Origin of the sequence: Streptomyces sp. WAC05374 (genome assembly GCF_004353505.1) — a bacterium.
Lineage (GTDB): Bacteria > Actinomycetota > Actinomycetes > Streptomycetales > Streptomycetaceae > Streptomyces.
This window is the reverse complement of the sequence record NZ_SMNQ01000019.1, coordinates 18,152-37,546: the sequence shown is the minus strand read 5'-3', so window position 1 is coordinate 37,546 and position 19,395 is coordinate 18,152. Positions and strand designations below refer to the sequence as shown.

Sequence of the window (19,395 nt, the reverse complement as noted above, 5' to 3'; positions counted from 1 at the left end):
GCACCAGTTCCTGGTCGTCGGCCACCACCACCCGGATCACGCCCGCACCCCTCCGCCCAGCGGCAGCGACACCGCGACCCGGAAGCCCCGCCCGTCCGGGCCCGGCCCGCACACGGCGCGCCCGCCGTGCGCCGCCGCCCGCTCCCGCACACCGGTCAGCCCGTGACCACCGCCCACGCCCCTGGAGCCGCGCCCGTCGTCCGTCACCGTGACCTCCACCTCGTCCTCCCCGTACGCCAGCCGCACGGTGGCCGCCCGTGCCGCCGCGTGCTTCACCGTGTTCGTCAGCGCCTCCTGCACCACCCGGTACACGGTCGCCCCGAGCGCGGGCGGCAGGGCGCGGGCGGCGCCGGTCACCTCGTAGGAGACGTCCAGGCCGCTGCGGCGTACGCGCTCCAGCAGCGCCGGCAGCTCGCCCGTGTCCGGCTGCGGCGCCCGGGGCGGTGCCGCGCCGGTGTCCTCCCGCAACACGCCCAGCATGCCGCGCAGTTGTGCCATCGCCTCCCGGCCCGTCTCCGAGATCGCGTCGAACGCCGCCTCCGCCCGCTCCGGGGCCGTGCGCACCGCGACCGGCCCCGCCTCCGCCTGCACCACCATCAGGCTCACGGCGTGCGACAGGATGTCGTGCATCTCCCGGGCGATCCGGGCCCGTTCACGGGCGGCGGCGTACCGCTGGCGCGTGTCGGTGAGCCGCCCGAGGGCGTACGCCGCGCCGAACACGAACAGGGCGAACAACAGCTCCCTGGCCGAGCGGGTGTTGAGCCACACCGACCCCGTGATGATCACCGGCAGCATCGCCGCCACGGCCACCCGGGTGCGGGGCGGTGACAGGGCGGCGATCGTGTAGACGATCACCAGCCCCGCGTACGGGAGCGGCTGGCCCGGCCCGTTCACCGCCAGCTCGTACAGCGCGCTCGTCGCGAGGATCGCCAGCAGGACCCCGACCGGAGCCCGGCGCCGCCAGACCAGCGGCAGCACGGTCAGGGCCGTCAGCCCGTACGCCGTCCACGTGGCCGGCGGCAGGGCCGGGTCGCGCGGCACGACGAACGGCATGGTCATCGCGGCCTGGACCAGCAGCGCCAGGCCCGCGTCCACGGCCCAGGGGCGGAGCCGGCCGGCCGGCCCGGTCACGGCCCAGCGGCGGACCCGGCCGGCCGGGCGTATCACGGCTTGCGGGCGACCGCGCCGAACTGCGCCACCTCCGTCGCCGCCGCGAACCGCCAGCTCGCGCACGACACGATGCCCGGCTCCAGGATCTCCAGGCCGTCCAGGAAGGACGCGAACTCGGCGCGGCTGCGGGCGGTGATCGGCGGGGTGGCGTTCTTGTTCCAGAACTCCATCGCCTCCGCGTTGCCCTCGCCGCCCAGCTCCAGCGTCGGGTGGGTCAGCACCAGGTGGCTGCCGGACGGCATGGCCGCCATCAGCGTCCGCACGATCGACCGGGCCTCGTCGGTGTCCAGGACGAAGTTGAGGATGCCGAGCATCATCACCGCGACCGGCCGACCGAGGTCCAGGACCGGCCGGACCGCCTCCACGATCAGCTCCGGCCGGTGCGCGTCCGCGTCGACGTACTCGGTCCGGCCCTCGGGCGAGCTGGTGAGCAGCGCGCGGGCGTGGGTGAGGACGATCGGGTCGTTGTCGACGTACACCACCCGTGCGTCGGGGGCGATGCGCTGCGCGACCTCGTGGGTGTTGTCGGCGGTCGGCAGGCCCGTGCCGATGTCCAGGAACTGCCGGACGCCCGCCTCCCCGGCCAGGTAGGTGACGGCCCTGCCGAGGAACGCCCGGTCCGCGCGGGCGACTTCGCCGATGCTCGGGTACATCGCGACGACCTGGTCGCCGACCGCGCGGTCGACGGGATAGTTGTCCTTGCCGCCCAGCCAGTAGTTCCAGACCCGGGCGTTGTGCGCGATGTCGGTGCGGATTCTGCCTGTGCTGTCCGGGGTCACGTACGGCTTCCCTTCAGTACGGCGCTCAGCGCGTCCACGCGGTTGGTGGTGATCGAGTCCACCCCGTCGGCGATCAGCCTACGCATGGTGCGGCGGGTGTCGGCCGTCCAGGCGGAGACGAGCAGCCCGTCCCGGTGGACCCGGTCCGCCAGTGCCCTGCTGACCAGCCCGAAACGGTAGTTGAGCCAGCGGGGCGCCACCGCCTCGAGCAGCACCGGGCGGGGCGGGGCGAGGGTCGTCCACGTCAGGGCGATCTCCGCGTCCGGGTCGGCGGCCCGGACCAGCAGCATGGCGGCGGCGCCGGAGCAGTAGTACACGCGGTCGGCCGCGCCGCACTCGTGGACGGTGCCGACGATGGCGCGCACCGACCGCTCGGTGGCGCCCGGCAGGTCCACCATCACCCGGTGTCCGCCGGCCGCGTCCAGCGCCTCGGCCAGGGTGGGCACGCCCTCGGCGCCGGTCAGCCCGCGCACCTCGGCCAGCGTGAGGTGCGCGAGCGGCCGGTCGGCGCCCCACAGGCGCCCCAGCGTCTCGTCGTGCAGGAGCACCGGGACGCCGTCGCGGGTGAGGCGTACGTCGATCTCCAGCGCGTCCGCCCCGCGGGCGAGCGCCGAGCGGAGCGAGGCGAGCGTGTTCTCGCGGACGCGGTACGGGTCGCCCCGGTGCGCCACGACGGTGACGGTGCGCATCACGCCTACCGCGCGAGCCACTCGGTGGTGTAGCCGTCGATCTCGGCGGCGATCCTGGCCTTGCCGGCCGGGTCGAGGAACGACGCCTCCACGGCGTTCTTCGCGAGCGCGGCGACGCCCCGCTCGTCCAGCCCGAGGAGGCGGGCGGCGACCTCGTACTCGGTGTTGAGGTCGGTGCCGAACATCGGCGGGTCGTCGGAGTTGATGGTGACCAGCACCCCGGCGCGCACCATCTCCTTGATGGGGTGCTCGTCGATGTCGGCGACGGCGCGGGTGGCGATGTTGGACGTCGGGCACACCTCCAGCGCGATCCGGTGCTCGGCGAGGTGTGCGAGCAGCTTCGGGTCCTGGACGCTGCTGGTGCCGTGGCCGATGCGCTCGGCGCGCAGCTCGGTCAGGGCGTCCCAGACGGTCTGCGGGCCGGTCGTCTCGCCGGCGTGCGGCACGGAGTGCAGCCCGGCGGCGATGGCCCGGTCGAAGTACGGCTTGAACTGGGGGCGCGGTACGCCGATCTCGGGGCCGCCGAGACCGAACGACACCAGGCCCTCGGGACGCAGGTCCACCGCGAGCCGCGCGGTCTCCTCGGCCGCCTCCAGCCCGGCCTCGCCCGGGATGTCGAAGCACCAGCGCAGGATGACGCCGAGCTCCTTCTCGGCGGCGAGGCGGGCGTCCTCGATGGCGGCCATGAACGCCTTCTCGTCGATGCCGCGCCGCGTGGAGCTGTAGGGCGTGACGGTGAGCTCCGCGTACCGGATGTTCTGCCGGGCCATGTCGCGGGCGACCTCGTACGTCAGCAGCCGGACGTCCTCCGGGGTGCGGATGAGGTCGACGACCGATAGGTACACCTCGATGAAGTGGGCGAAGTCGGTGAAGACGAAGTAGTCGACGAGCGCCTCGGGGTCGGTGGGGACCTTCGAGTCGGGGTGGCGGGCCGCGAGCTCGGCGACGATCCGGGGGGAGGCCGAGCCGACGTGGTGGACGTGCAGCTCCGCCTTGGGAAGCCCCGCGATGAAGGGGCGCAGATCGGTCATCGGGGTCCTCCGTGTGCGGTTCGCGGTTCGCCGGGCTGGTCAGGGATCATCGTAGGGCGGCCGTTAGCATGACCGGACACGATGGGGGAGACGCATGTCAGAGCAGAGTGATCCGACCGATCCGTGGGCCCCGCCGGAGAGCAGGGCGCCCCGGGAGGGGGCCGGAGCGTCGTCCTTCCAGCCGCCGTCCACCCCGCCGGGCGTGCACGACCAGCCGACGGTGACCTCCATACCCGGGGCCGGACCCGGCGGTGAGCTGCCGCCGCCCCCGGTGGCGCCGGGCGGCCCGGCCCAGGCCCCTCCGGGCCCGTACGGCTACCCGGGCCCGGCGTCGGCCACCGGGACGTACGGCCACGGCTACCCGGGCTACCCCGGCTACCCCGGCTACAGCGCCTACGGCCAGCCGGGCTGGGCCCCCGCCCCGGCCAACGGCATGGGCATCACCGCGATGGTCCTCGGCATCATCGCGGTCGTCCTCTTCTGCTTCTGGGGCCTGGGCATCATCCTGGGCGTCCTGGCGCTGATCTTCGGTGTCATCGGCCGCAAGAAGGCCCAGCGCGGCGAGGCCAACAACCACGGCATGGCGCTGGCGGGCATCATCCTCGGCGCGGTGGGCATCGTGGTCAGCGGTGCGTTCCTGGCCTTCCTGATCTGGTCCATCGTGACCGAGCGGGGCGACTCCCTCGACGAGGACAGCGGCGAGGACCCCTTCGCCACCACCCTGGTGGTACCGGCCTCCCGCTGACGGCGCCGGGCGGGGAGCCCGGCCGCCGGACCCGCCCCCGCGTGCCCGGCGCTGCCGCGGGGACCCCTCAGGCGGCCGCCGCCCGCAGCGTCTCCCGGGCCTCCATCAGCGCGAAGCCCAGCAGATTCAGGCCCCGCCAGTGCGCGGGGGACTCGGCGTGCGGGTGGTCGGCGCCCAGGCCGATGCCCCAGACGCGGTCCAGAGGACTCGCCTCCACCAGCACGCGCTCGCCCGTCCCGAGCAGGAACGCCCGCAGGCCGGGGTCCGAGGCGAACTTGTGCTCGCTGCCCTCGACCACCACGCGGAACCGCTCGCGCTTCCATATCGTCTCGTCGAAGCCGCGCACCAGCCGGCCCGCCTTCTTCGCGAGCGCCGGGTTCGGCGCCTCGACGGCCTGTCGCTCCGCGTCGGCGTCGCCGAAGAGGCGCGCCTTGGACGCCATCATCCAGTGCTCGGCCGTCGCGTACTCCACGCCGCCGACCGTGAACGGCGACGGCCACCACTGACTCAGGCAGCTCGGCCCGAGCGTCCCGTCCCGCTTCGGCGTGTGCCCCCAAAAGTGCAGGAACTTCACGCGCTCACCCCTGCTGACCTGCTCGATCAGCTCGTGCACCTTCTCCATGCACGCCAGTCTGGCAGCCGCCACGGACACTCCGTACGGAGATTCCCCGGACCGCGCGACACATGGTCGACCGAATCCGTCGCGTAACCAAAAGGCAACAACGGAATCCCTTGTTGGGTGGGGAACCCTCTGTCAGGATCGGCACTCAATTCGAGCCGGGACAACGGAGAGCGTCATGGGCAACGGCTTCCAGGAACTCGACCGCTTCGCGGCCGGGGCGCAGTACATCGCCGGACGGCTGCGACCCGGCACCGCGGGGCGCACACACAGCGTCACCGACCCCGCGACCGGCCGGAAGGTCCTCGACTACGAGCTCGCCGCGGCCGCCGACGTGGACGCCGCCGTCGCCGCCGCCCACGACGCACTGCCCGGCTGGGCGGGCGCGACCCCGGGCGAACGGTCCGACGCCATGCACCGGTTCGCCGCGCGACTGGCCGAGCAGGCGGAGGAGTTCGCCCGGGCGGAGACCCTCCAGTGCGGCAAGCCCATCAGGCTGACACGCGAGTTCGACGTGCCCGGCACGGTCGACAACACCGCCTTCTTCGCCGGAGCCGCCCGCCACCTCCAGGGCCAGTCGGCCGGCGAGTACAGCGGTGACCACACCTCGTACGTACGCCGCGAACCCATCGGCGTCATCGGCTCCGTCGCCCCCTGGAACTACCCCCTGCAGATGGCCGCCTGGAAGGTTCTCCCGGCCATCGCCGCGGGCAACACCATCGTCCTCAAGCCCGCCGAACTCACCCCGCTCACCTCCCTGATGTTCGCGCAGGCGGCCACCGACGCGGGCATCCCGGACGGCGTCGTCAACGTCGTCACCGGAGCCGGGAAGGAGGCCGGGGAGCACCTCGTCGGGCACCCCGGCGTGGCGATGACGTCGTTCACCGGCTCCACCGCCGTCGGCAAGCGCGTCGCCGAGATCGCCACCTCCACCGTCAAGCGCCTCCACCTCGAACTCGGCGGCAAGGCACCCTTCGTCGTCTTCGACGACGCCGACCTGGAGGCCGCCGTCCACGGCGCGGTCGCCGGCGCGCTCATCAACACCGGCCAGGACTGCACCGCCGCCACGCGCGCGTACGTCCAGCGCCCGCTGTACGACGCGTTCGTCGAGCAGGTCGCCGGCCTGATGGCGAGCGTCCGCCTCGGAGACCCCTTCGACGAGGGCACCGACCTCGGACCGCTCATCAGCCACGCCCAGCGCGACCGGGTCGCCGGCTTCGTCGACCGTGCCCGCGCCTACGCCACCGTCGTCACCGGCGGCGTGGCCCCGCACGACGACGGCGCCTACTACCGGCCCACCCTGATCACCGGCGCGCCGCAGGACAGCGAGATCGTCCAGGCCGAGATCTTCGGCCCCGTCCTGGTCGTCCTGCCCTTCGACCACGACGAGGAGGGCCTGGCGCTCGCCAACGACACGCCCTACGGCCTCGCGGCCTCCGCGTGGACCCGCGACGTCTACCGCGCCGGACGCGCCACCCGCGAGATCAAGGCGGGCTGCGTCTGGGTCAACGACCACATCCCGATCATCAGCGAGATGCCGCACGGGGGCTACAAGGCATCCGGCTTCGGAAAGGACATGTCAACCTACTCCTTCGAGGAGTACACGCAGGTCAAGCACGTGATGTACGACAACACGGCGGTCGCCAGGAAGGCCTGGCACCGGACCATCTTCGGGGACCGATAGCCCACGACGGCCCACACCGAAAGGCACAGCGCATGGAGCAGTACGAGCCCGACAGCCTCTCCGCGGCACAGGTCGCCGCGATGCGGCGCAGCCTGACGAACGGCAGGGGAGCCCTCACCCGCCGCTCCATGCTGCGTGCCACGGGCGTCGGCGCGCTCGCGATCGGCGGGGCCGCCGGTCTGAGCGCCTGCGGAATCCCGCCCGCCAAACGGGAGGGCGACGGTCCCGCGTCCACCGACCACTCGGCCAAGGAGAAGCGGCTCAGCTTCTCCAACTGGACCCAGTACATCGACATCAGCGACGACGAGAAGCACCGCCCCACCCTGGAGGCGTTCACCAAGCGCACCGGGATCACGGTCACGTACACCGAGGACATCAACGACAACGTCGAGTTCTTCGGCAAGATCAAGCCGCAGCTCGCCGCCGGCCAGGACACCGGCCGGGACCTGATCTGCGTCACCGACTGGCTCGCCGCCCGCATCATCCGCCTCGGCTGGGCCCAGAAGCTCGACCCGGCCAACCTCCCCCACGCGTACGCGAACCTCTCCTCCCAGTTCCGCCGCCCCGACTGGGACCCGGGCCGTGCCTACTCCTACCCCTGGACCGGCATCTCCACGGTCATCGCGTACAACAAGAAGGCCACCGGCGGCCGCAAGGTCGACTCCGTCACCCAGCTCCTCGACGACCCCAGACTCAAGGGACGGGTCGCCTTCCTGTCCGAGATGCGCGACTCGGTCGGGATGACGCTGATCGACATGGGCAAGGACCCCGGGAAGTTCACCGACGCCGACTTCGACGCGGCCCTCGGCCGCCTCCAGAAGGGCGTCGACACCCAGCAGATCCGCCGCTTCACCGGCAACGACTACACCGGCGACCTCAACAAGGGCGACATCGCCGCCTGCCTCGCCTGGGCCGGAGACGTCATCCAGCTCCAGGCCGACAACCCCGACATCCAGTTCGCGATCCCGAACGCCGGCTACATCACCTCCAGCGACAACCTCCTGGTCCCCGCCAAGGCCCGGCACAAGACCAACGCCGAGAAGCTCATCGACTACTACTACGAGCTGCCGAACGCCGCCCGGCTCGCCGCCTACATCAACTACGTCTGCCCGGTCGAGGGCGTACGCGAGGAGCTCGCCGGGATCGACCCCGCCCTGGCGGCCAACACCCTGATCCTCCCGGACAGGGCGATGGCCGCGAAGTCCCGCGCCTTCCGCTCCCTGACCAGCGACGAAGAGACGGCGTACGAGGAGAAGTTCGCCAAGCTCATCGGTGCCTGAGCCGGCCGCCGTCCACCCATCGACACCCCCTGGGACCGCAACCCATGACTGACACGCACACCGGCGGCGACGTCCGCCTCTCCGGCATCGGCAAGACGTACGGCTCCTTCACCGCCGTCCACCCCCTCGACCTGACCGTCCCGCAGGGCTCGTTCTTCGCCCTCCTCGGTGCCTCCGGCTGCGGCAAGACCACCACCCTGCGCATGATCGCCGGCCTGGAGGAGCCCACCACGGGCACCGTCTTCCTCGGCGACCGGGACGTCACGGACCTGCCCCCCTACAAGCGGCCCGTCAACACCGTCTTCCAGAGCTACGCGCTCTTCCCCCACCTGAGCATCTACGAGAACGTCGCCTTCGGGCTGCGCCGCAGGGGCATCAAGTCCGTGAAGAAGCAGGTCGACGAGATGCTCGACCTCGTCCAGCTCGGCGACAAGGCACGGCACAAGCCGCACCAGCTCTCCGGCGGCCAGCAACAGCGCGTCGCCGTCGCCCGGGCGCTCATCAACCACCCCCAGGTGCTGCTCCTCGACGAGCCGCTCGGCGCCCTCGACCTCAAGCTGCGCCGCCAGATGCAGCTCGAACTCAAGCGCATCCAGACCGAGGTCGGCATCACCTTCGTGCACGTCACCCACGACCAGGAGGAGGCCATGACCATGGCCGACACGGTCGCGGTGATGAACGCGGGCCGGGTCGAGCAGCTCGGCGCGCCCGCCGACCTCTACGAGAACCCGCGCACCACCTTCGTCGCCAACTTCCTCGGCACGTCCAACCTCATCGAGGCCGAGGTGGTGCAGGCCGGTTCCGACATCGCCGTCACGGCCGGCGGCGGCACGCTGCGGCTGCCCGCCGACCGGTGCTCCGCCGACACCCGCCGCGGCGGCAAGCTGCTGGTCGGCGTCCGCCCGGAGAAGATCACGCTCGCTCACGCCGACGACGCGGGCGCGATCGCCGACGGGCGCAACCGGGTCACCGGCCGGATCGTCGACACCTCCTTCATCGGCGTCTCCACCCAGTACGTCGTCGACAGCCCCGCCGGCGCGGCCCTCCAGGTGTACGAGCAGAACATCGAGCGCGACTCCCGCCTCACCCCCGGGGCCGAGGTCGTCCTGCACTGGAACCCCGCGCACACGTTCGGCCTGGACGCGGCACAGGACATCGACGCCGGCGTGGAGAAGGTGGAGGACGCCGCGTGACGATCACGGAAGCACCCGAAGCGCCACCCGTCGTCGTACGGAAGACGGCCACGCGCAAGCGGCTCGTCCCGTACTGGCTGCTCCTGCCCGGCATCCTCTGGCTGCTCGTCTTCTTCGCACTGCCGATGGTCTACCAGGCGTCCACCTCCGTGCAGACCGGCACCCTGGAGAAGGGCTTCCAGGTCACCTGGCACTTCGCCACCTACTGGGAGGCGTTCACCGAGTACTGGCCGCAGTTCGTCCGGTCCCTGCTGTACGCCGGCACGGCCACCTTCCTGTGCCTGCTGCTTGGCTATCCGCTCGCGTACCTCATCGCCTTCAAGGCCGGCCGCTGGCGCAACCTGCTCCTGGTGCTGGTCATCGCACCGTTCTTCACCAGCTTCCTGATCCGGACGCTGGCCTGGAAGACCATCCTGGCGGACGGCGGCGCCCTCGTCGGAACCCTGGACGCCCTGTACGTCCTGGACGTCACCAACTGGCTGGGCTGGACCCAGGGGGACCGTGTGCTGGCCACGCCCATGGCGGTGGTCTGCGGCCTCACGTACAACTTCCTGCCGTTCATGATCCTGCCGCTCTACACCTCGCTGGAGCGGATCGACCCGCGGCTGCACGAGGCGGCCAGGGACCTGTACGCGTCCCCCGCGACCACCTTCCGCAAGGTGACCTTCCCGCTGTCCATGCCCGGCGTGGTCTCCGGGACGCTGCTCACCTTCATCCCCGCGAGCGGCGACTACGTCAACGCCGAGCTGCTCGGCTCGACCGACACCAAGATGGTCGGCAACGTCATCCAGTCGCAGTTCCTGCGGGTGCTGGACTACCCGACGGCGGCCGCGCTGTCCTTCATCCTCATGGCCATCGTGCTGATCATGGTCACCGTCTACATCCGCCGGGCCGGAACGGAGGACCTGGTCTGATGCGCTGGCTCCGCAAGAACCTCGTCGTCATCGCGGGTCTGCTGACCCTCGCCTACCTGATCCTGCCGAACGTCATCGTGATGGTGTTCTCGTTCAACGAGCCGGCGGGGCGCTTCAACTACTCCTGGCGGGAGTTCTCCACCGACGCCTGGCGGGACCCGTGCGGCGTCGCCGACCTGTGCGGCTCGCTCGCCCTGTCCCTCCAGATCGCCGCCTGGGCGACGCTCGGCGCCACCGTGCTCGGCACGATGATCGCCTTCGCGCTGGTGCGCTACCGCTTCCGGGCGCGCGGCGCGATCAACTCGCTGATCTTCCTGCCGATGGCGATGCCCGAGGTCGTCATGGCCGCCTCCCTGCTGACGCTGTTCCTCAACATGGGGGCGCAGCTCGGCTTCTGGACGGTCCTGATCGCCCACATCATGTTCTGCCTGAGCTTCGTCGTGACGGCGGTCAAGGCCCGCGTGATGTCGATGGACCCGCGCCTGGAGGAGGCCGCCAGGGACCTGTACGCCGGCCCCGTGCAGACCTTCCTGCGGGTCACCCTGCCCATCGCCGCACCCGGTATCGCGGCCGGCGCGCTGCTCGCCTTCGCGCTGTCGTTCGACGACTTCATCATCACCAACTTCAACGCGGGCTCCACCGTGACCTTCCCCATGTTCGTGTGGGGTTCGGCGCAGCGCGGCACGCCCGTACAGATCAACGTCATCGGCACGGCGATGTTCGTCATCGCGGTCCTGGTGGTCGTCGCCGGACAGGCCGCGGCCGGCCGGCGGAAGCGAACACAGCACACCTGAGTTCACCAAGAGGGAGTTGGAAACCATGGCCCCAGCCGCCATGCGTACTGCCGCACGATCACTCTCGGACGCCCAGCCCGTCCCCTACTGGCTGGAAGACCCCGGCAAGCCCGCCGCACTGCCCGCCCTCACCGGCACCGAGCACTGCGACCTGCTGGTCGTCGGAGGCGGCTACAGCGGTCTGTGGACCGCCCTGCTCGCCAAGGAGCGGGACCCGGGGCGGGACGTCGTCCTCATCGAGGGCCGGGAGGCGGGCTGGGCCGCCTCCGGCCGCAACGGCGGCTTCTGCGCCGCCTCCCTCACCCACGGCTTCGGCAACGGCCTGGCCCGCTGGCCGGACGAGCTCGCCGCGCTCGAGGACCTGGGCATGCGCAACCTCGACGCCATCGAGGAGGCCGTCGCCGCGTACGGCATCGACTGCGACTTCGAGCGCACCGGCGAGATCGACGTCGCCACCGAGCCGCACCAGATGGCGGAGCTGGCCGGCGTGTACGAGGAGGCCGGCCGGCTCGGCCTCGCCGACCACCTGGAACTGCTCGACCGGGACGCCGTGCGCGCCGAGGTCGACTCGCCCACCTTCCTGGGCGGGCTGTGGGACCGGCGCGGCGTCGCCATGCTGCACCCCGCCAAGCTGGCGTGGGGCCTCAAGCGGGCCTGCGCCGACCTGGGCGTACGCGTGTACGAGAACACCCGGGGTCTGGAGCTGGCCCGCGCGGGCGCCGGGATGGCCGTCCGCACCCCCTACGGGCGCGTCTTCGCCCGGCAGGTCGCGCTCGGCACCAACGTCTTCCCGTCGCTGGTCAAGCGGGTGCGCGCCTACACGGTCCCCGTCTACGACTACGCCCTGATGACCGAGCCGCTGACGGACGAGCAGCTCACGTCCATCGGCTGGAGGAACCGCCAGGGTCTGGGGGACAGCGCCAACCAGTTCCACTACTTCCGGCTCTCCGCCGACAACCGCGTCCTGTGGGGCGGGTACGACGCCGTCTACCCGTTCGGCGGGCGCGTCCGCGCCGAGCACGACCACCGGCCCGAGACCTACCTCCGGCTCGCCGAACACTTCTTCCGCTGCTTCCCCCAGCTCGAGGGCGTGCGGTTCAGCCACGCCTGGGGCGGCGCCATCGACACCTGCTCCCGCTTCTCGGCGTTCTTCGGCACCGCGCACGCGGGCCGGGTCGCGTACGCGGCGGGCTTCACGGGGCTGGGAGTCGGCGCGACCCGCTTCGGGGCGGACGTGATGCTCGACCTGCTGTCGGGCGAGCGGACCGAGCGCACGGCGCTGGAGATGGTGCGCACCAAGCCGCTGCCCTTCCCGCCGGAGCCGGTCGCCTGGGCGGGCATCGGGCTCACCAAGTGGTCGCTGGCCCGGGCCGACGCCAACGGAGGGCGCCGCAACCTGTGGCTGAAGGCGATGGACCGGCTCGGGCTCGGCTTCGACAGCTAGGGTCCGGTGGCCGGCCGCCCCCGTCCGGCCGAATGCGCCCCATGTGCGCCCCCGCCGGTCCGGTTCACCACCGGGCCGGCCGTCCAGTCGCGTAATGATCCCCGCGCACCGGCGTCCGTCTGTGTGAACGCACTGCCCGGCGGGGCAGTCACAGACACGGACATGGAGGCAGCGGGCGATGACTGGTTCGGGGGACAAGGCCGCGGTGGAGTGGCTGGCAGCGGTGGCGCCGGATCCCGGCGCATGCCGGTGGGAGTGGGAGCGCAGCCCCCTCGGGGTCGCGCTCCTGCCCGCCGGCCGGCGCTGGGACGTGCTGATCACGCCGGCCGAGCTGGGTCACGCCACGCTCGACGTGCTGTGCCGGCTCGTGGACCGCCCGGGCCCCGTGCTCGCCGACTTCGGTGACGCGCGCCTGGGCTTCTTCGTGCCCGTGGGCACCGCCGCGCGCTGGGTCGGCACGGGGATGCGGGCCGCCGGCCGCGGGACCTGGATCGTCGTCCCCTATCCGGGGCGGGTGACGGGCGCGGCGCGCTGGCTGGTGCTGCCCGACGGCAGGGGAACGCTCAACGACCCGGCGCTGCTGGAGCTGGCGATGCACGAGGCGGCCGCGCACCTGGCGAGGCGTCAGGGGTCTTGACAACCCGATTGGTCTGGACCATGTTGTGCGGCGCTCCACCTCGATTCCCCCACACCCGGAGGCAGTTGTGGACCGCACCCTCCTCAGACCCCTGGCGACCGCCGTGGCGGCCGTGCTCGCCCTCGGCGGGCTCACCGCCACCGCGCACGCCGCCGACACCGACGTGATCCGCAACGGCGGCTTCGAAGCAGGCATGGACGACTGGAGCTGCACGGCGGGCAGCGGCGCGGTCGTGTCCGGGCCCGTCCACGGCGGCACCCGGGCGCTGCGCGCCACCCCGTCGGGCAACGACAACGCCAGGTGCGGCCAGACGGTGGCCGTCCAGCCGGACTCCACGTACACCCTGAGCGCCTGGGTGCGCGGCGAGTACGTGCACCTCGGCGCGTCCGGCACCGGCACCACGGACGTGAGCACCTGGGTCCGATCCGCCCCGGACTGGCAGCGCCTGACCACCACCTTCCGCACCGGGGCGGCCACCCGCTCGGTGACCGTCCACACCCACGGCTGGTACGGGACCGGTGCCTACCACGCCGACGACGTCACCCTGCTGGGCCCCGGCGGCGACCCCGTCCAGGTCCCGGCCGCCCCCACCGGCCTGACCGCCGGCACCGCCACGGCGACCACCGTGCCGCTGAGCTGGACCCCGGTGCCCGGCGCCACCTCCTACCGCGTCTACCGGGGCACGGACCGGGCCCTGACGGCGACCGGCACCTCGGCCACCGTGACGGGGCTCGCGCCGGCCACCCCGTACACCTTCCGCGTCACCGCCGTGAACGCCGCCGGGGAGTCCCCCGCGTCCGCCGCCGTCACCGTGACGACGCCGCCCGGCGGCGGCGACCCGGGCGGCGGCCTGCCCGCCCACGCCCTCGTCGGCTACCTCCACGCGAGCTTCGCCAACGGCTCCGGTCACACCCGGATGGCCGACGTCCCCGACTCCTGGGACGTCATCAACCTGGCCTTCGGCGAACCCACCTCCGTCACCTCGGGCGACATCCGCTTCTCCCTGTGCCCCGCGTCGGAGTGCCCCGGCGTGGAGTCCGCTGCCGAATTCAAGGCCGCCATCAAGGCGAAACAGGCTGCCGGCAAGAAGGTCCTCATCTCCATCGGCGGCCAGAACGGCCAGGTGCGGCTCACCACCGCGGCCGCCCGCGACACCTTCGTCTCGTCCGTCTCGAGGATCATCGACGAGTACGGTCTCGACGGCCTCGACATCGACTTCGAGGGCCACTCGCTGTCGCTGGACAGCGGCGACACCGACTTCCGCACGCCCACCACGCCGGTCGTCGTCCACCTGATCGCGGCGCTGAAGACCCTCAAGGCCCGCTACGGCCCCGGCTTCGTGCTGACCATGGCCCCCGAGACCTTCTTCGTGCAGCTCGGGTACCAGTACTACGGCTCCGGCCCCTGGGGCGGCCAGGACCCGCGCGCCGGCGCCTACCTGCCGGTCATCCACGCCCTGCGCGACGACCTCACCCTGCTGCACGTCCAGCACTACAACTCGGGCCCGATCATGGGCCTGGACAACCAGTACCACTCCATGGGCAGCGCCGATTTCGCCATCGCCATGACCGACATGCTGCTCACCGGCTTCCCCGTCGCGGGCAACGCCGAGCGGTTCTTCCCGGCCCTGCGCCCCGAGCAGGTGGCCATCGGCCTCCCCGCCTCGCCCCACGCGGGCAACGGCCACACCCCGCCGGCCGAGGTCACCAAGGCGCTCGACTGCCTGACGCGGTCGGTGAACTGCGGCGCGTACCGCACGCACGGCACCTGGCCGGGGCTGCGCGGGCTGATGACCTGGTCGGTCAACTGGGACCGGTTCGGGGGCTGGGAGTTCTCCCGGAACTTCGACGCGTACAGATGGGGCTGAACAGGCACGCGCTCGCCACCACGTCCAGCGGCCAGTGGTAGCCGCGCAGCACGAGCCCGGTGCCCGTCGCCACCGTCAGCAGGACGGCGACGGGCACCAGGCGCCGGTGCACCAGCAGCGCCGCGCCGCAGTAGGCCACCAGGGCCGTCGCGGTGTGCCCGGAGGGGTAGTAGCCGGTCTCCGGGGTGAGCGGGCCGACCCGGTCCACGAGCAGCTTCAGCGGGACGACCACCGCCGGGACCAGCGCCATGGCCGCCACCGCGTACAGCGCCCGGGCACGATCGCCGCGCCACAGCGCGTACGCCACCGCGGCGGCCAGCACGGGGAGGGCGACCGGCAGGCTGCCCAGGTCGGCGAGGAACTCGGTCAGGGGCGCCGGGCCACGGCCCGCCAGGGCGCGGCTCACCCGCTCGTCGAGGCGGGCGAGGGGGCCGCCGGCGGCGACCTGCCAGGTGGTGACCGCGAAGAGGGCCAGGCTCAGGAGGGAGAGGAGAGCCGGCCGCCCCGGAACAGGGGGGGTGGTTCCGAGGCGGCCGCCAGGACCGGTGTGCCGCGCGCCCCGGGGGGTGTGGGGCGGGCGACGGTCCGATCGGTGAGGAGATCCGGAGCCCGAGGCTCCGATGGTGTGCGCGAGGGCACGTCCGGGGCGAGGCTGGGGAGGCTCCGTCCCGGAGCCGTCCGCAGTCCCCTGCGGACGGGGTGTTTCTCTCATCTGCAGAAACCGTACGGCAGAGAGCGGGGGGCCGACAGCCGGATCTCCATCCCGCCATCGGCCCCCCACGGCTTCTTCACATCCGGTCGCACAGCGTCATGCCCGGGCTCGGGCTCGGCCGTGTCCCCGGCAGCCGTGTCCCCGGCCTCAGATGCCGGCGAACGCGTTCTCGATGACGTCCAGGCCCTCGTTCAGCAGGTCCTCGCCGATGACCAGCGGCGGCAGGAAGCGCAGCACGTTGCCGTAGGTGCCACAGGTCAGGACCAGCACACCCTCGGCGTGGCAGGCCTTGGCGAGCGCGCCCGCGGCCTCCGGGTTCGGCTCCTTGGTCGCCGGGTCCTTGACCAGCTCGATCGCGATCATGGCGCCACGGCCACGGATGTCGCCGATGATCTCGTACTTCTCCTGCATGGCGGCGAGGCGGCCCTTCATGACCTCCTCGATGCGCCTGGCCTTGCCGTTGAGGTCGAGCTCCTTCATCGTCTCGATGGCACCGAGCGCACCGGCGCAGGCCACCGGGTTGCCGCCGTAGGTGCCGCCCAGGCCACCGCCGTGCACGGCGTCCATGATCTCGGCGCGGCCGGTGACGGCGGCGAGCGGCAGACCGCCCGCGATGCCCTTGGCCGTGGTGATCAGGTCCGGGACGATGCCCTCGTCCTCGCACGCGAACCACTGGCCGGTGCGGCAGAAGCCGGACTGGATCTCGTCCGCGACGAAGACGATGCCGTTGTCGTTGGCGAACTTCACGATCTCCGGCAGGAAGCCCTTGGCCGGCTCGATGAAGCCGCCCTCGCCGAGCACCGGCTCGATGATGATCGCGGCGACGTTCTCGGCACCGATCTGCTTGGTGATCTGGTCGATCGCCTGCGCGGCGGCCTCGGGGCCGCAGTTCTCGGGCCCGGTGGGCCAGCGGTAGCCGTAGGCGACCGGCACGCGGTAGACCTCGGGCGCGAACGGGCCGAAGCCGTGCTTGTACGGCATGTTCTTGGCGGTCAGCGCCATCGTGAGGTTCGTGCGGCCGTGGTAGCCGTGGTCGAAGACGACGACGGCCTGGCGCTTGGTGTACGAACGGGCGATCTTGACCGCGTTCTCGACGGCCTCGGCACCGCTGTTGAACAGCGCGGACTTCTTGGCGTGGTCGCCCGGGGTCAGCTCGGCGAGCGCCTCGCAGACCTCGACGTAGCCCTCGTACGGCGTGACCATGAAGCAGGTGTGCGTGAACTGCTCGAGCTGGGCGCTCGCCCGGCGTACGACCGCCTCGGCGGACGCGCCCACCGAGGTCACGGCGATACCGGAACCGAAGTCGATCAGACGGTTGCCGTCCACGTCCTCGATGACGCCGCCACCGGCGCGGGTCGTGAAGACCGGCAGCACGGAGCCCACGCCACCCGCGACCGCGGACAGACGGCGGGCCTGAAGCTCCTGCGACTTCGGGCCGGGAATGGCGGTGACGACGCGGCGCTCCTGCGGGATTTCGGTCATGCGGGGCTCCTGGGGTGGGGTCTTTCGGACGCTACTTCTCTTTCTTCCGCAGGCTAGGGCTGGGGGAGGGGCGTCGGCATGCTCCGTTAGGGAGTGGTCGGTGCCGTGTCCTTGTCCGGGACGGACATAGCAGGGCCCCGGCAGCCCGCCGCTCCGGAGTTGTCCACAGGTCGGTGAACCGCCCGGGCGGGGCGGCTAGATTGACGGGGGCACAGACGCGCGGGACCTGGCTGGTCAGGGGGCAGGGGTTCGATGGACACCGACGGTACGTTCGAGGCACGGCGCGGCCACGTCGGCAAGCCGCCCGTGCCGCCTCCGCCGCGGCACGCCCCCGCGCCCGCCGGCGGCGGCACGGCGCAGTGGCTGCGCGCCTCCCGCCCGGCGGCCGAGCCCGGGGTGTGGCGGTTCGGGCACCGGCCGCGGCCGGCGGAGGAGCCGGAGACGGTGCCCGCGCGGCGGCTGTTCGCCGGCGCGGTGATCGCCCTGCTCAGCGGCTGGCTCCTGTGGTCCCTGCTGTGGAACGGCTACCTGGGCTACTACTGGCTCTGGCCGCTGCTGGCGTTCACCCCCGACGAGTGGCGCACCCAGCCGGACACCTGGGCCACGGCCAGCTATGTGTACTACGCCCTCGTCGGCGGCGGCCTGCTCGTCTTCTTCGCCCGCGTCGGCCACATCCCCGAGATCTGGCGCCGGTACGCGCGGAAGAAGGACACCCCGCCCCCGCCGCCGCCCCCGGACGCCGATCCCGTCGACTGGCCCGAGCTGCGGGACGCCGGGCTGACCGAGGCCGCCCAGCGGCTCGCCGAGGCGACCCGCTCAGGAGCGCTCGGCGACGTGGACTACGCCCGCATCCGGCGCGCCTGGCAGGGCGTGCGCACCCACCCCGACCGGCTCCCCGCGTTCACCGAAGCCGTCCGCGCCCACGGCCCCGCCGCCTGCGCCCACCCCTCCGGCCTGCGCGACCTGCCGGTCCGCACCGCCGCCCACGACCTGGCCACCGCCCAGGTGCGGATCGGCACCGCGGCCGACCACCCCCGCAACCCCTACGCCCGGCGCACCACCGGGGTCGCCCTGGAGCCCGCCGTGCTCGGCACCTCCCTGCTGGCCGTCGGGCCCGCCGGGTCCGGCAAGACGGTCCGGCTGGTCCGCCCGGTCGTGGAGTCCCTCTGCCTCCAGGCCCTCGCCAACCGCGCCTGTGTCGTCGCGGTGACCGCCCACGGCACCGCCCTCGCCCCGGACGCCGCCTTCGACGTGATCGTCTCCGTGGGCCGCCCCGACTCCACCCACGACCTCGACCTGTACGGCGGCGCCGACGACCCCGACGAGGCCGCCCGGATGCTCGCCGAGGCCCTGGTCGGCGACCTCGTCCCCGACAGCCGCCGCGCCGCCACCGCGCTGGCCCAGCTCATCGGCCCCTACCGCGCCGCCCACGGCCACTTCCCCGCCGTGCCGGAGCTGCGCGAGCTGCTCGGCGGGGCGCCCCGCGCGCTGGCCGAGCTGCGCGCGGCCGTGGCCGGCGACCCGGCCCAGCTCCGCGAGCTGGACGCGCGGGAGCGGCAGGCCGAGCGCGGCGACGACGTCGGGGTGCTGCTGGCCGAGCGGGTCGCGTTCCTCGACCGGCCCGCCTTCGCGCGGTTCTTCCGCACCGGCGCCGAGGGGCGCCGGTTCTCGCCGCGCGCCATCGAGCACCCGCTGCGCGTCCGGGTCGACCTGCCCGAGCGGGGGCACGCGGAGGCGTCCCGGATCGTGGCCCGCCTGCTGCTCGCGCAGTTCACCGAGGCGGCCCTGGCGCGCCGCGACCGGTCGCTGTTCGCCTGCCTGGTGCTGGACGACGCCACGTACACGGTGACGGCCGACTCCGTGCGGGCCATCCAGCGGCTGCGCTCGGCGCACGCGGGTGTCGTCCTCGCCCTGCGCACCCTGGAGGACGTGCCGGAGGCACTGCGCGGACCGCTGCTGGGGGCCGTCGGCTGCCGGATGGCGTTCGCGGGCATCGCGTCCTGGGACGGCGGGCGGTTCGCGGAGACCTGGGGCACCGAGTGGGTGCAGATGCGGGACGTGACCAACCGGCAGATCATCTCCGACGAGCCGCTGACCAAGGCGCTGCACTTCCTGCGCCGCCTGGTGACCGGCAAGGCGGCGACGGCCGAGGCGGTGACCGTACGGGAGGTCGAGCGGCAGCGCTGGTCCGCCTCCGACCTCGCCCACGGGGTGCCTCCCGGCCATGCCGTACTGTCCCTGACGGGCGTCCGGGGGGAGCATGTCCCTCCGCTTCTGGTCGACCTCCGCACCTGACGTGACGTGACAACCTGGCAGAATTGAAGGGCGTCCTTCATACGGGACGGCGTAATCCCC

17 protein-coding genes are annotated in these 19,395 nt (G+C 72.6%); 10 read left to right on the top strand and 7 right to left on the bottom strand.

Annotated elements, in window-relative coordinates; translation table 11 throughout:
* Window positions 1-36: 36 nt before the first annotated feature.
* From E2B92_RS26990 to E2B92_RS26975, 4 genes are read right to left on the bottom strand one after another with little or no spacing between them, the layout of a single operon-like run.
* Complete coding sequence (locus tag E2B92_RS26990; RefSeq protein ID WP_235024007.1) at window positions 37-1,164, bottom strand: sensor histidine kinase; 1,128 nt, start codon at window positions 1,162-1,164, stop codon at window positions 37-39.
* Window positions 1,164-1,949, bottom strand: a complete 786-nt coding sequence (locus E2B92_RS26985) for an SAM-dependent methyltransferase (protein WP_126885459.1) — start codon at window positions 1,947-1,949, stop codon at window positions 1,164-1,166. The genes E2B92_RS26990 and E2B92_RS26985 overlap by 1 nt, the downstream gene beginning before the upstream one ends.
* Window positions 1,946-2,638 carry a glycerophosphodiester phosphodiesterase gene (locus E2B92_RS26980; protein ID WP_126885460.1) on the bottom strand — a complete coding sequence of 231 codons (693 nt, stop codon included), beginning with the start codon at window positions 2,636-2,638 and terminating at the stop codon, window positions 1,946-1,948. The genes E2B92_RS26985 and E2B92_RS26980 overlap by 4 nt, the downstream gene beginning before the upstream one ends.
* Window positions 2,639-2,643: 5 nt before the next feature.
* Window positions 2,644-3,669, bottom strand: coding sequence for an adenosine deaminase (locus tag E2B92_RS26975; protein ID WP_126885461.1), 1,026 nt, complete (start codon window positions 3,667-3,669; stop codon window positions 2,644-2,646).
* Window positions 3,670-3,763: 94 nt separating this feature from the next.
* Between E2B92_RS26975 and E2B92_RS26970 the strand changes: the two genes are divergently transcribed.
* A complete protein-coding gene (locus E2B92_RS26970) occupies window positions 3,764-4,414 on the top strand; it encodes a DUF4190 domain-containing protein (protein ID WP_126885462.1) in 651 nt (216 codons plus the stop codon).
* A 67-nt stretch (window positions 4,415-4,481) separates the two neighbouring features.
* Here E2B92_RS26970 and E2B92_RS26965 read toward each other — a convergent pair whose 3' ends face one another.
* A complete protein-coding gene (locus E2B92_RS26965) occupies window positions 4,482-5,036 on the bottom strand; it encodes an NADAR family protein (protein ID WP_126885463.1) in 555 nt (184 codons plus the stop codon).
* A gap of 175 nt (window positions 5,037-5,211) precedes the next feature.
* Here E2B92_RS26965 and E2B92_RS26960 point away from each other — a divergent pair, with 175 nt between their 5' ends.
* The 8 genes from E2B92_RS26960 to E2B92_RS26925 all read left to right on the top strand — a co-directional run bounded on the left by E2B92_RS26960 (window position 5,212) and on the right by E2B92_RS26925 (window position 14,846).
* Window positions 5,212-6,717 (top strand): gamma-aminobutyraldehyde dehydrogenase, encoded by a 1,506-nt coding sequence (locus E2B92_RS26960; protein WP_126885464.1) that lies wholly within the window; start codon window positions 5,212-5,214, stop codon window positions 6,715-6,717.
* A gap of 32 nt (window positions 6,718-6,749) precedes the next feature.
* Entirely contained in the window at window positions 6,750-7,997 is a 1,248-nt protein-coding gene (locus E2B92_RS26955; protein ID WP_126885465.1) for a polyamine ABC transporter substrate-binding protein, read from the top strand.
* Between the two features lie 44 nt (window positions 7,998-8,041).
* A complete protein-coding gene (locus E2B92_RS26950; protein WP_126885466.1) occupies window positions 8,042-9,190 on the top strand; it encodes an ABC transporter ATP-binding protein in 1,149 nt (382 codons plus the stop codon).
* Window positions 9,187-10,104, top strand: a complete 918-nt coding sequence (locus E2B92_RS26945; protein ID WP_126885467.1) for an ABC transporter permease — start codon at window positions 9,187-9,189, stop codon at window positions 10,102-10,104. The genes E2B92_RS26950 and E2B92_RS26945 overlap by 4 nt, the downstream gene beginning before the upstream one ends.
* Window positions 10,104-10,898: an ABC transporter permease gene (locus tag E2B92_RS26940; protein ID WP_126885468.1), complete on the top strand. Its 795-nt coding sequence runs from the start codon at window positions 10,104-10,106 to the stop codon at window positions 10,896-10,898. The genes E2B92_RS26945 and E2B92_RS26940 overlap by 1 nt, the downstream gene beginning before the upstream one ends.
* A gap of 25 nt (window positions 10,899-10,923) precedes the next feature.
* Complete coding sequence (locus E2B92_RS26935; protein ID WP_126885469.1) at window positions 10,924-12,342, top strand: NAD(P)/FAD-dependent oxidoreductase; 1,419 nt, start codon at window positions 10,924-10,926, stop codon at window positions 12,340-12,342.
* Between the two features lie 178 nt (window positions 12,343-12,520).
* Entirely contained in the window at window positions 12,521-12,979 is a 459-nt protein-coding gene (locus tag E2B92_RS26930; protein ID WP_126885470.1) for a hypothetical protein, read from the top strand.
* A 67-nt stretch (window positions 12,980-13,046) separates the two neighbouring features.
* Window positions 13,047-14,846 (top strand): chitinase, encoded by a 1,800-nt coding sequence (locus E2B92_RS26925; RefSeq protein ID WP_126885471.1) that lies wholly within the window; start codon window positions 13,047-13,049, stop codon window positions 14,844-14,846.
* On the opposite strand, the gene E2B92_RS26920 is transcribed toward E2B92_RS26925, so the two are convergent.
* Both E2B92_RS26920 and gabT read right to left on the bottom strand, forming a co-directional pair.
* Window positions 14,782-15,558 (bottom strand): phosphatase PAP2 family protein, encoded by a 777-nt coding sequence (locus tag E2B92_RS26920; RefSeq protein ID WP_126885472.1) that lies wholly within the window; start codon window positions 15,556-15,558, stop codon window positions 14,782-14,784. The genes E2B92_RS26925 and E2B92_RS26920 overlap by 65 nt on opposite strands.
* Window positions 15,559-15,705: 147 nt before the next feature.
* Window positions 15,706-17,040: a 4-aminobutyrate--2-oxoglutarate transaminase gene (gabT, locus tag E2B92_RS26915; protein WP_126885473.1), complete on the bottom strand. Its 1,335-nt coding sequence runs from the start codon at window positions 17,038-17,040 to the stop codon at window positions 15,706-15,708.
* Between the two features lie 252 nt (window positions 17,041-17,292).
* Between gabT and E2B92_RS26910 the strand changes: the two genes are divergently transcribed.
* Window positions 17,293-19,335, top strand: a complete 2,043-nt coding sequence (locus E2B92_RS26910) for an ATP-binding protein (protein ID WP_126885474.1) — start codon at window positions 17,293-17,295, stop codon at window positions 19,333-19,335.
* Window positions 19,336-19,395: the final 60 nt, after the last annotated feature.

What these genes read in the sequence shown, in the direction of transcription:
- E2B92_RS26970 (WP_126885462.1), top strand. Translation starts at nt 3,764, where the DNA reads ATGTCAGAGCAGAGTGATCCGACCGATCCGTGGGCCCCGCCGGAGAGC.
- E2B92_RS26975 (WP_126885461.1), bottom strand. Translation starts at nt 3,669, where the DNA reads ATGACCGATCTGCGCCCCTTCATCGCGGGGCTTCCCAAGGCGGAGCTG.
- E2B92_RS26980 (WP_126885460.1), bottom strand. Translation starts at nt 2,638, where the DNA reads ATGCGCACCGTCACCGTCGTGGCGCACCGGGGCGACCCGTACCGCGTC.
- E2B92_RS26920 (WP_126885472.1), bottom strand. Translation starts at nt 15,558, where the DNA reads ATGAGAGAAACACCCCGTCCGCAGGGGACTGCGGACGGCTCCGGGACG.
- E2B92_RS26940 (WP_126885468.1), top strand. Translation starts at nt 10,104, where the DNA reads ATGCGCTGGCTCCGCAAGAACCTCGTCGTCATCGCGGGTCTGCTGACC.
- E2B92_RS26910 (WP_126885474.1), top strand. Translation starts at nt 17,293, where the DNA reads ATGGACACCGACGGTACGTTCGAGGCACGGCGCGGCCACGTCGGCAAG.
- E2B92_RS26955 (WP_126885465.1), top strand. Translation starts at nt 6,750, where the DNA reads ATGGAGCAGTACGAGCCCGACAGCCTCTCCGCGGCACAGGTCGCCGCG.
- E2B92_RS26965 (WP_126885463.1), bottom strand. Translation starts at nt 5,036, where the DNA reads ATGGAGAAGGTGCACGAGCTGATCGAGCAGGTCAGCAGGGGTGAGCGC.
- gabT (WP_126885473.1), bottom strand. Translation starts at nt 17,040, where the DNA reads ATGACCGAAATCCCGCAGGAGCGCCGCGTCGTCACCGCCATTCCCGGC.
- E2B92_RS26930 (WP_126885470.1), top strand. Translation starts at nt 12,521, where the DNA reads ATGACTGGTTCGGGGGACAAGGCCGCGGTGGAGTGGCTGGCAGCGGTG.
- E2B92_RS26935 (WP_126885469.1), top strand. Translation starts at nt 10,924, where the DNA reads ATGGCCCCAGCCGCCATGCGTACTGCCGCACGATCACTCTCGGACGCC.
- E2B92_RS26950 (WP_126885466.1), top strand. Translation starts at nt 8,042, where the DNA reads ATGACTGACACGCACACCGGCGGCGACGTCCGCCTCTCCGGCATCGGC.
- E2B92_RS26960 (WP_126885464.1), top strand. Translation starts at nt 5,212, where the DNA reads ATGGGCAACGGCTTCCAGGAACTCGACCGCTTCGCGGCCGGGGCGCAG.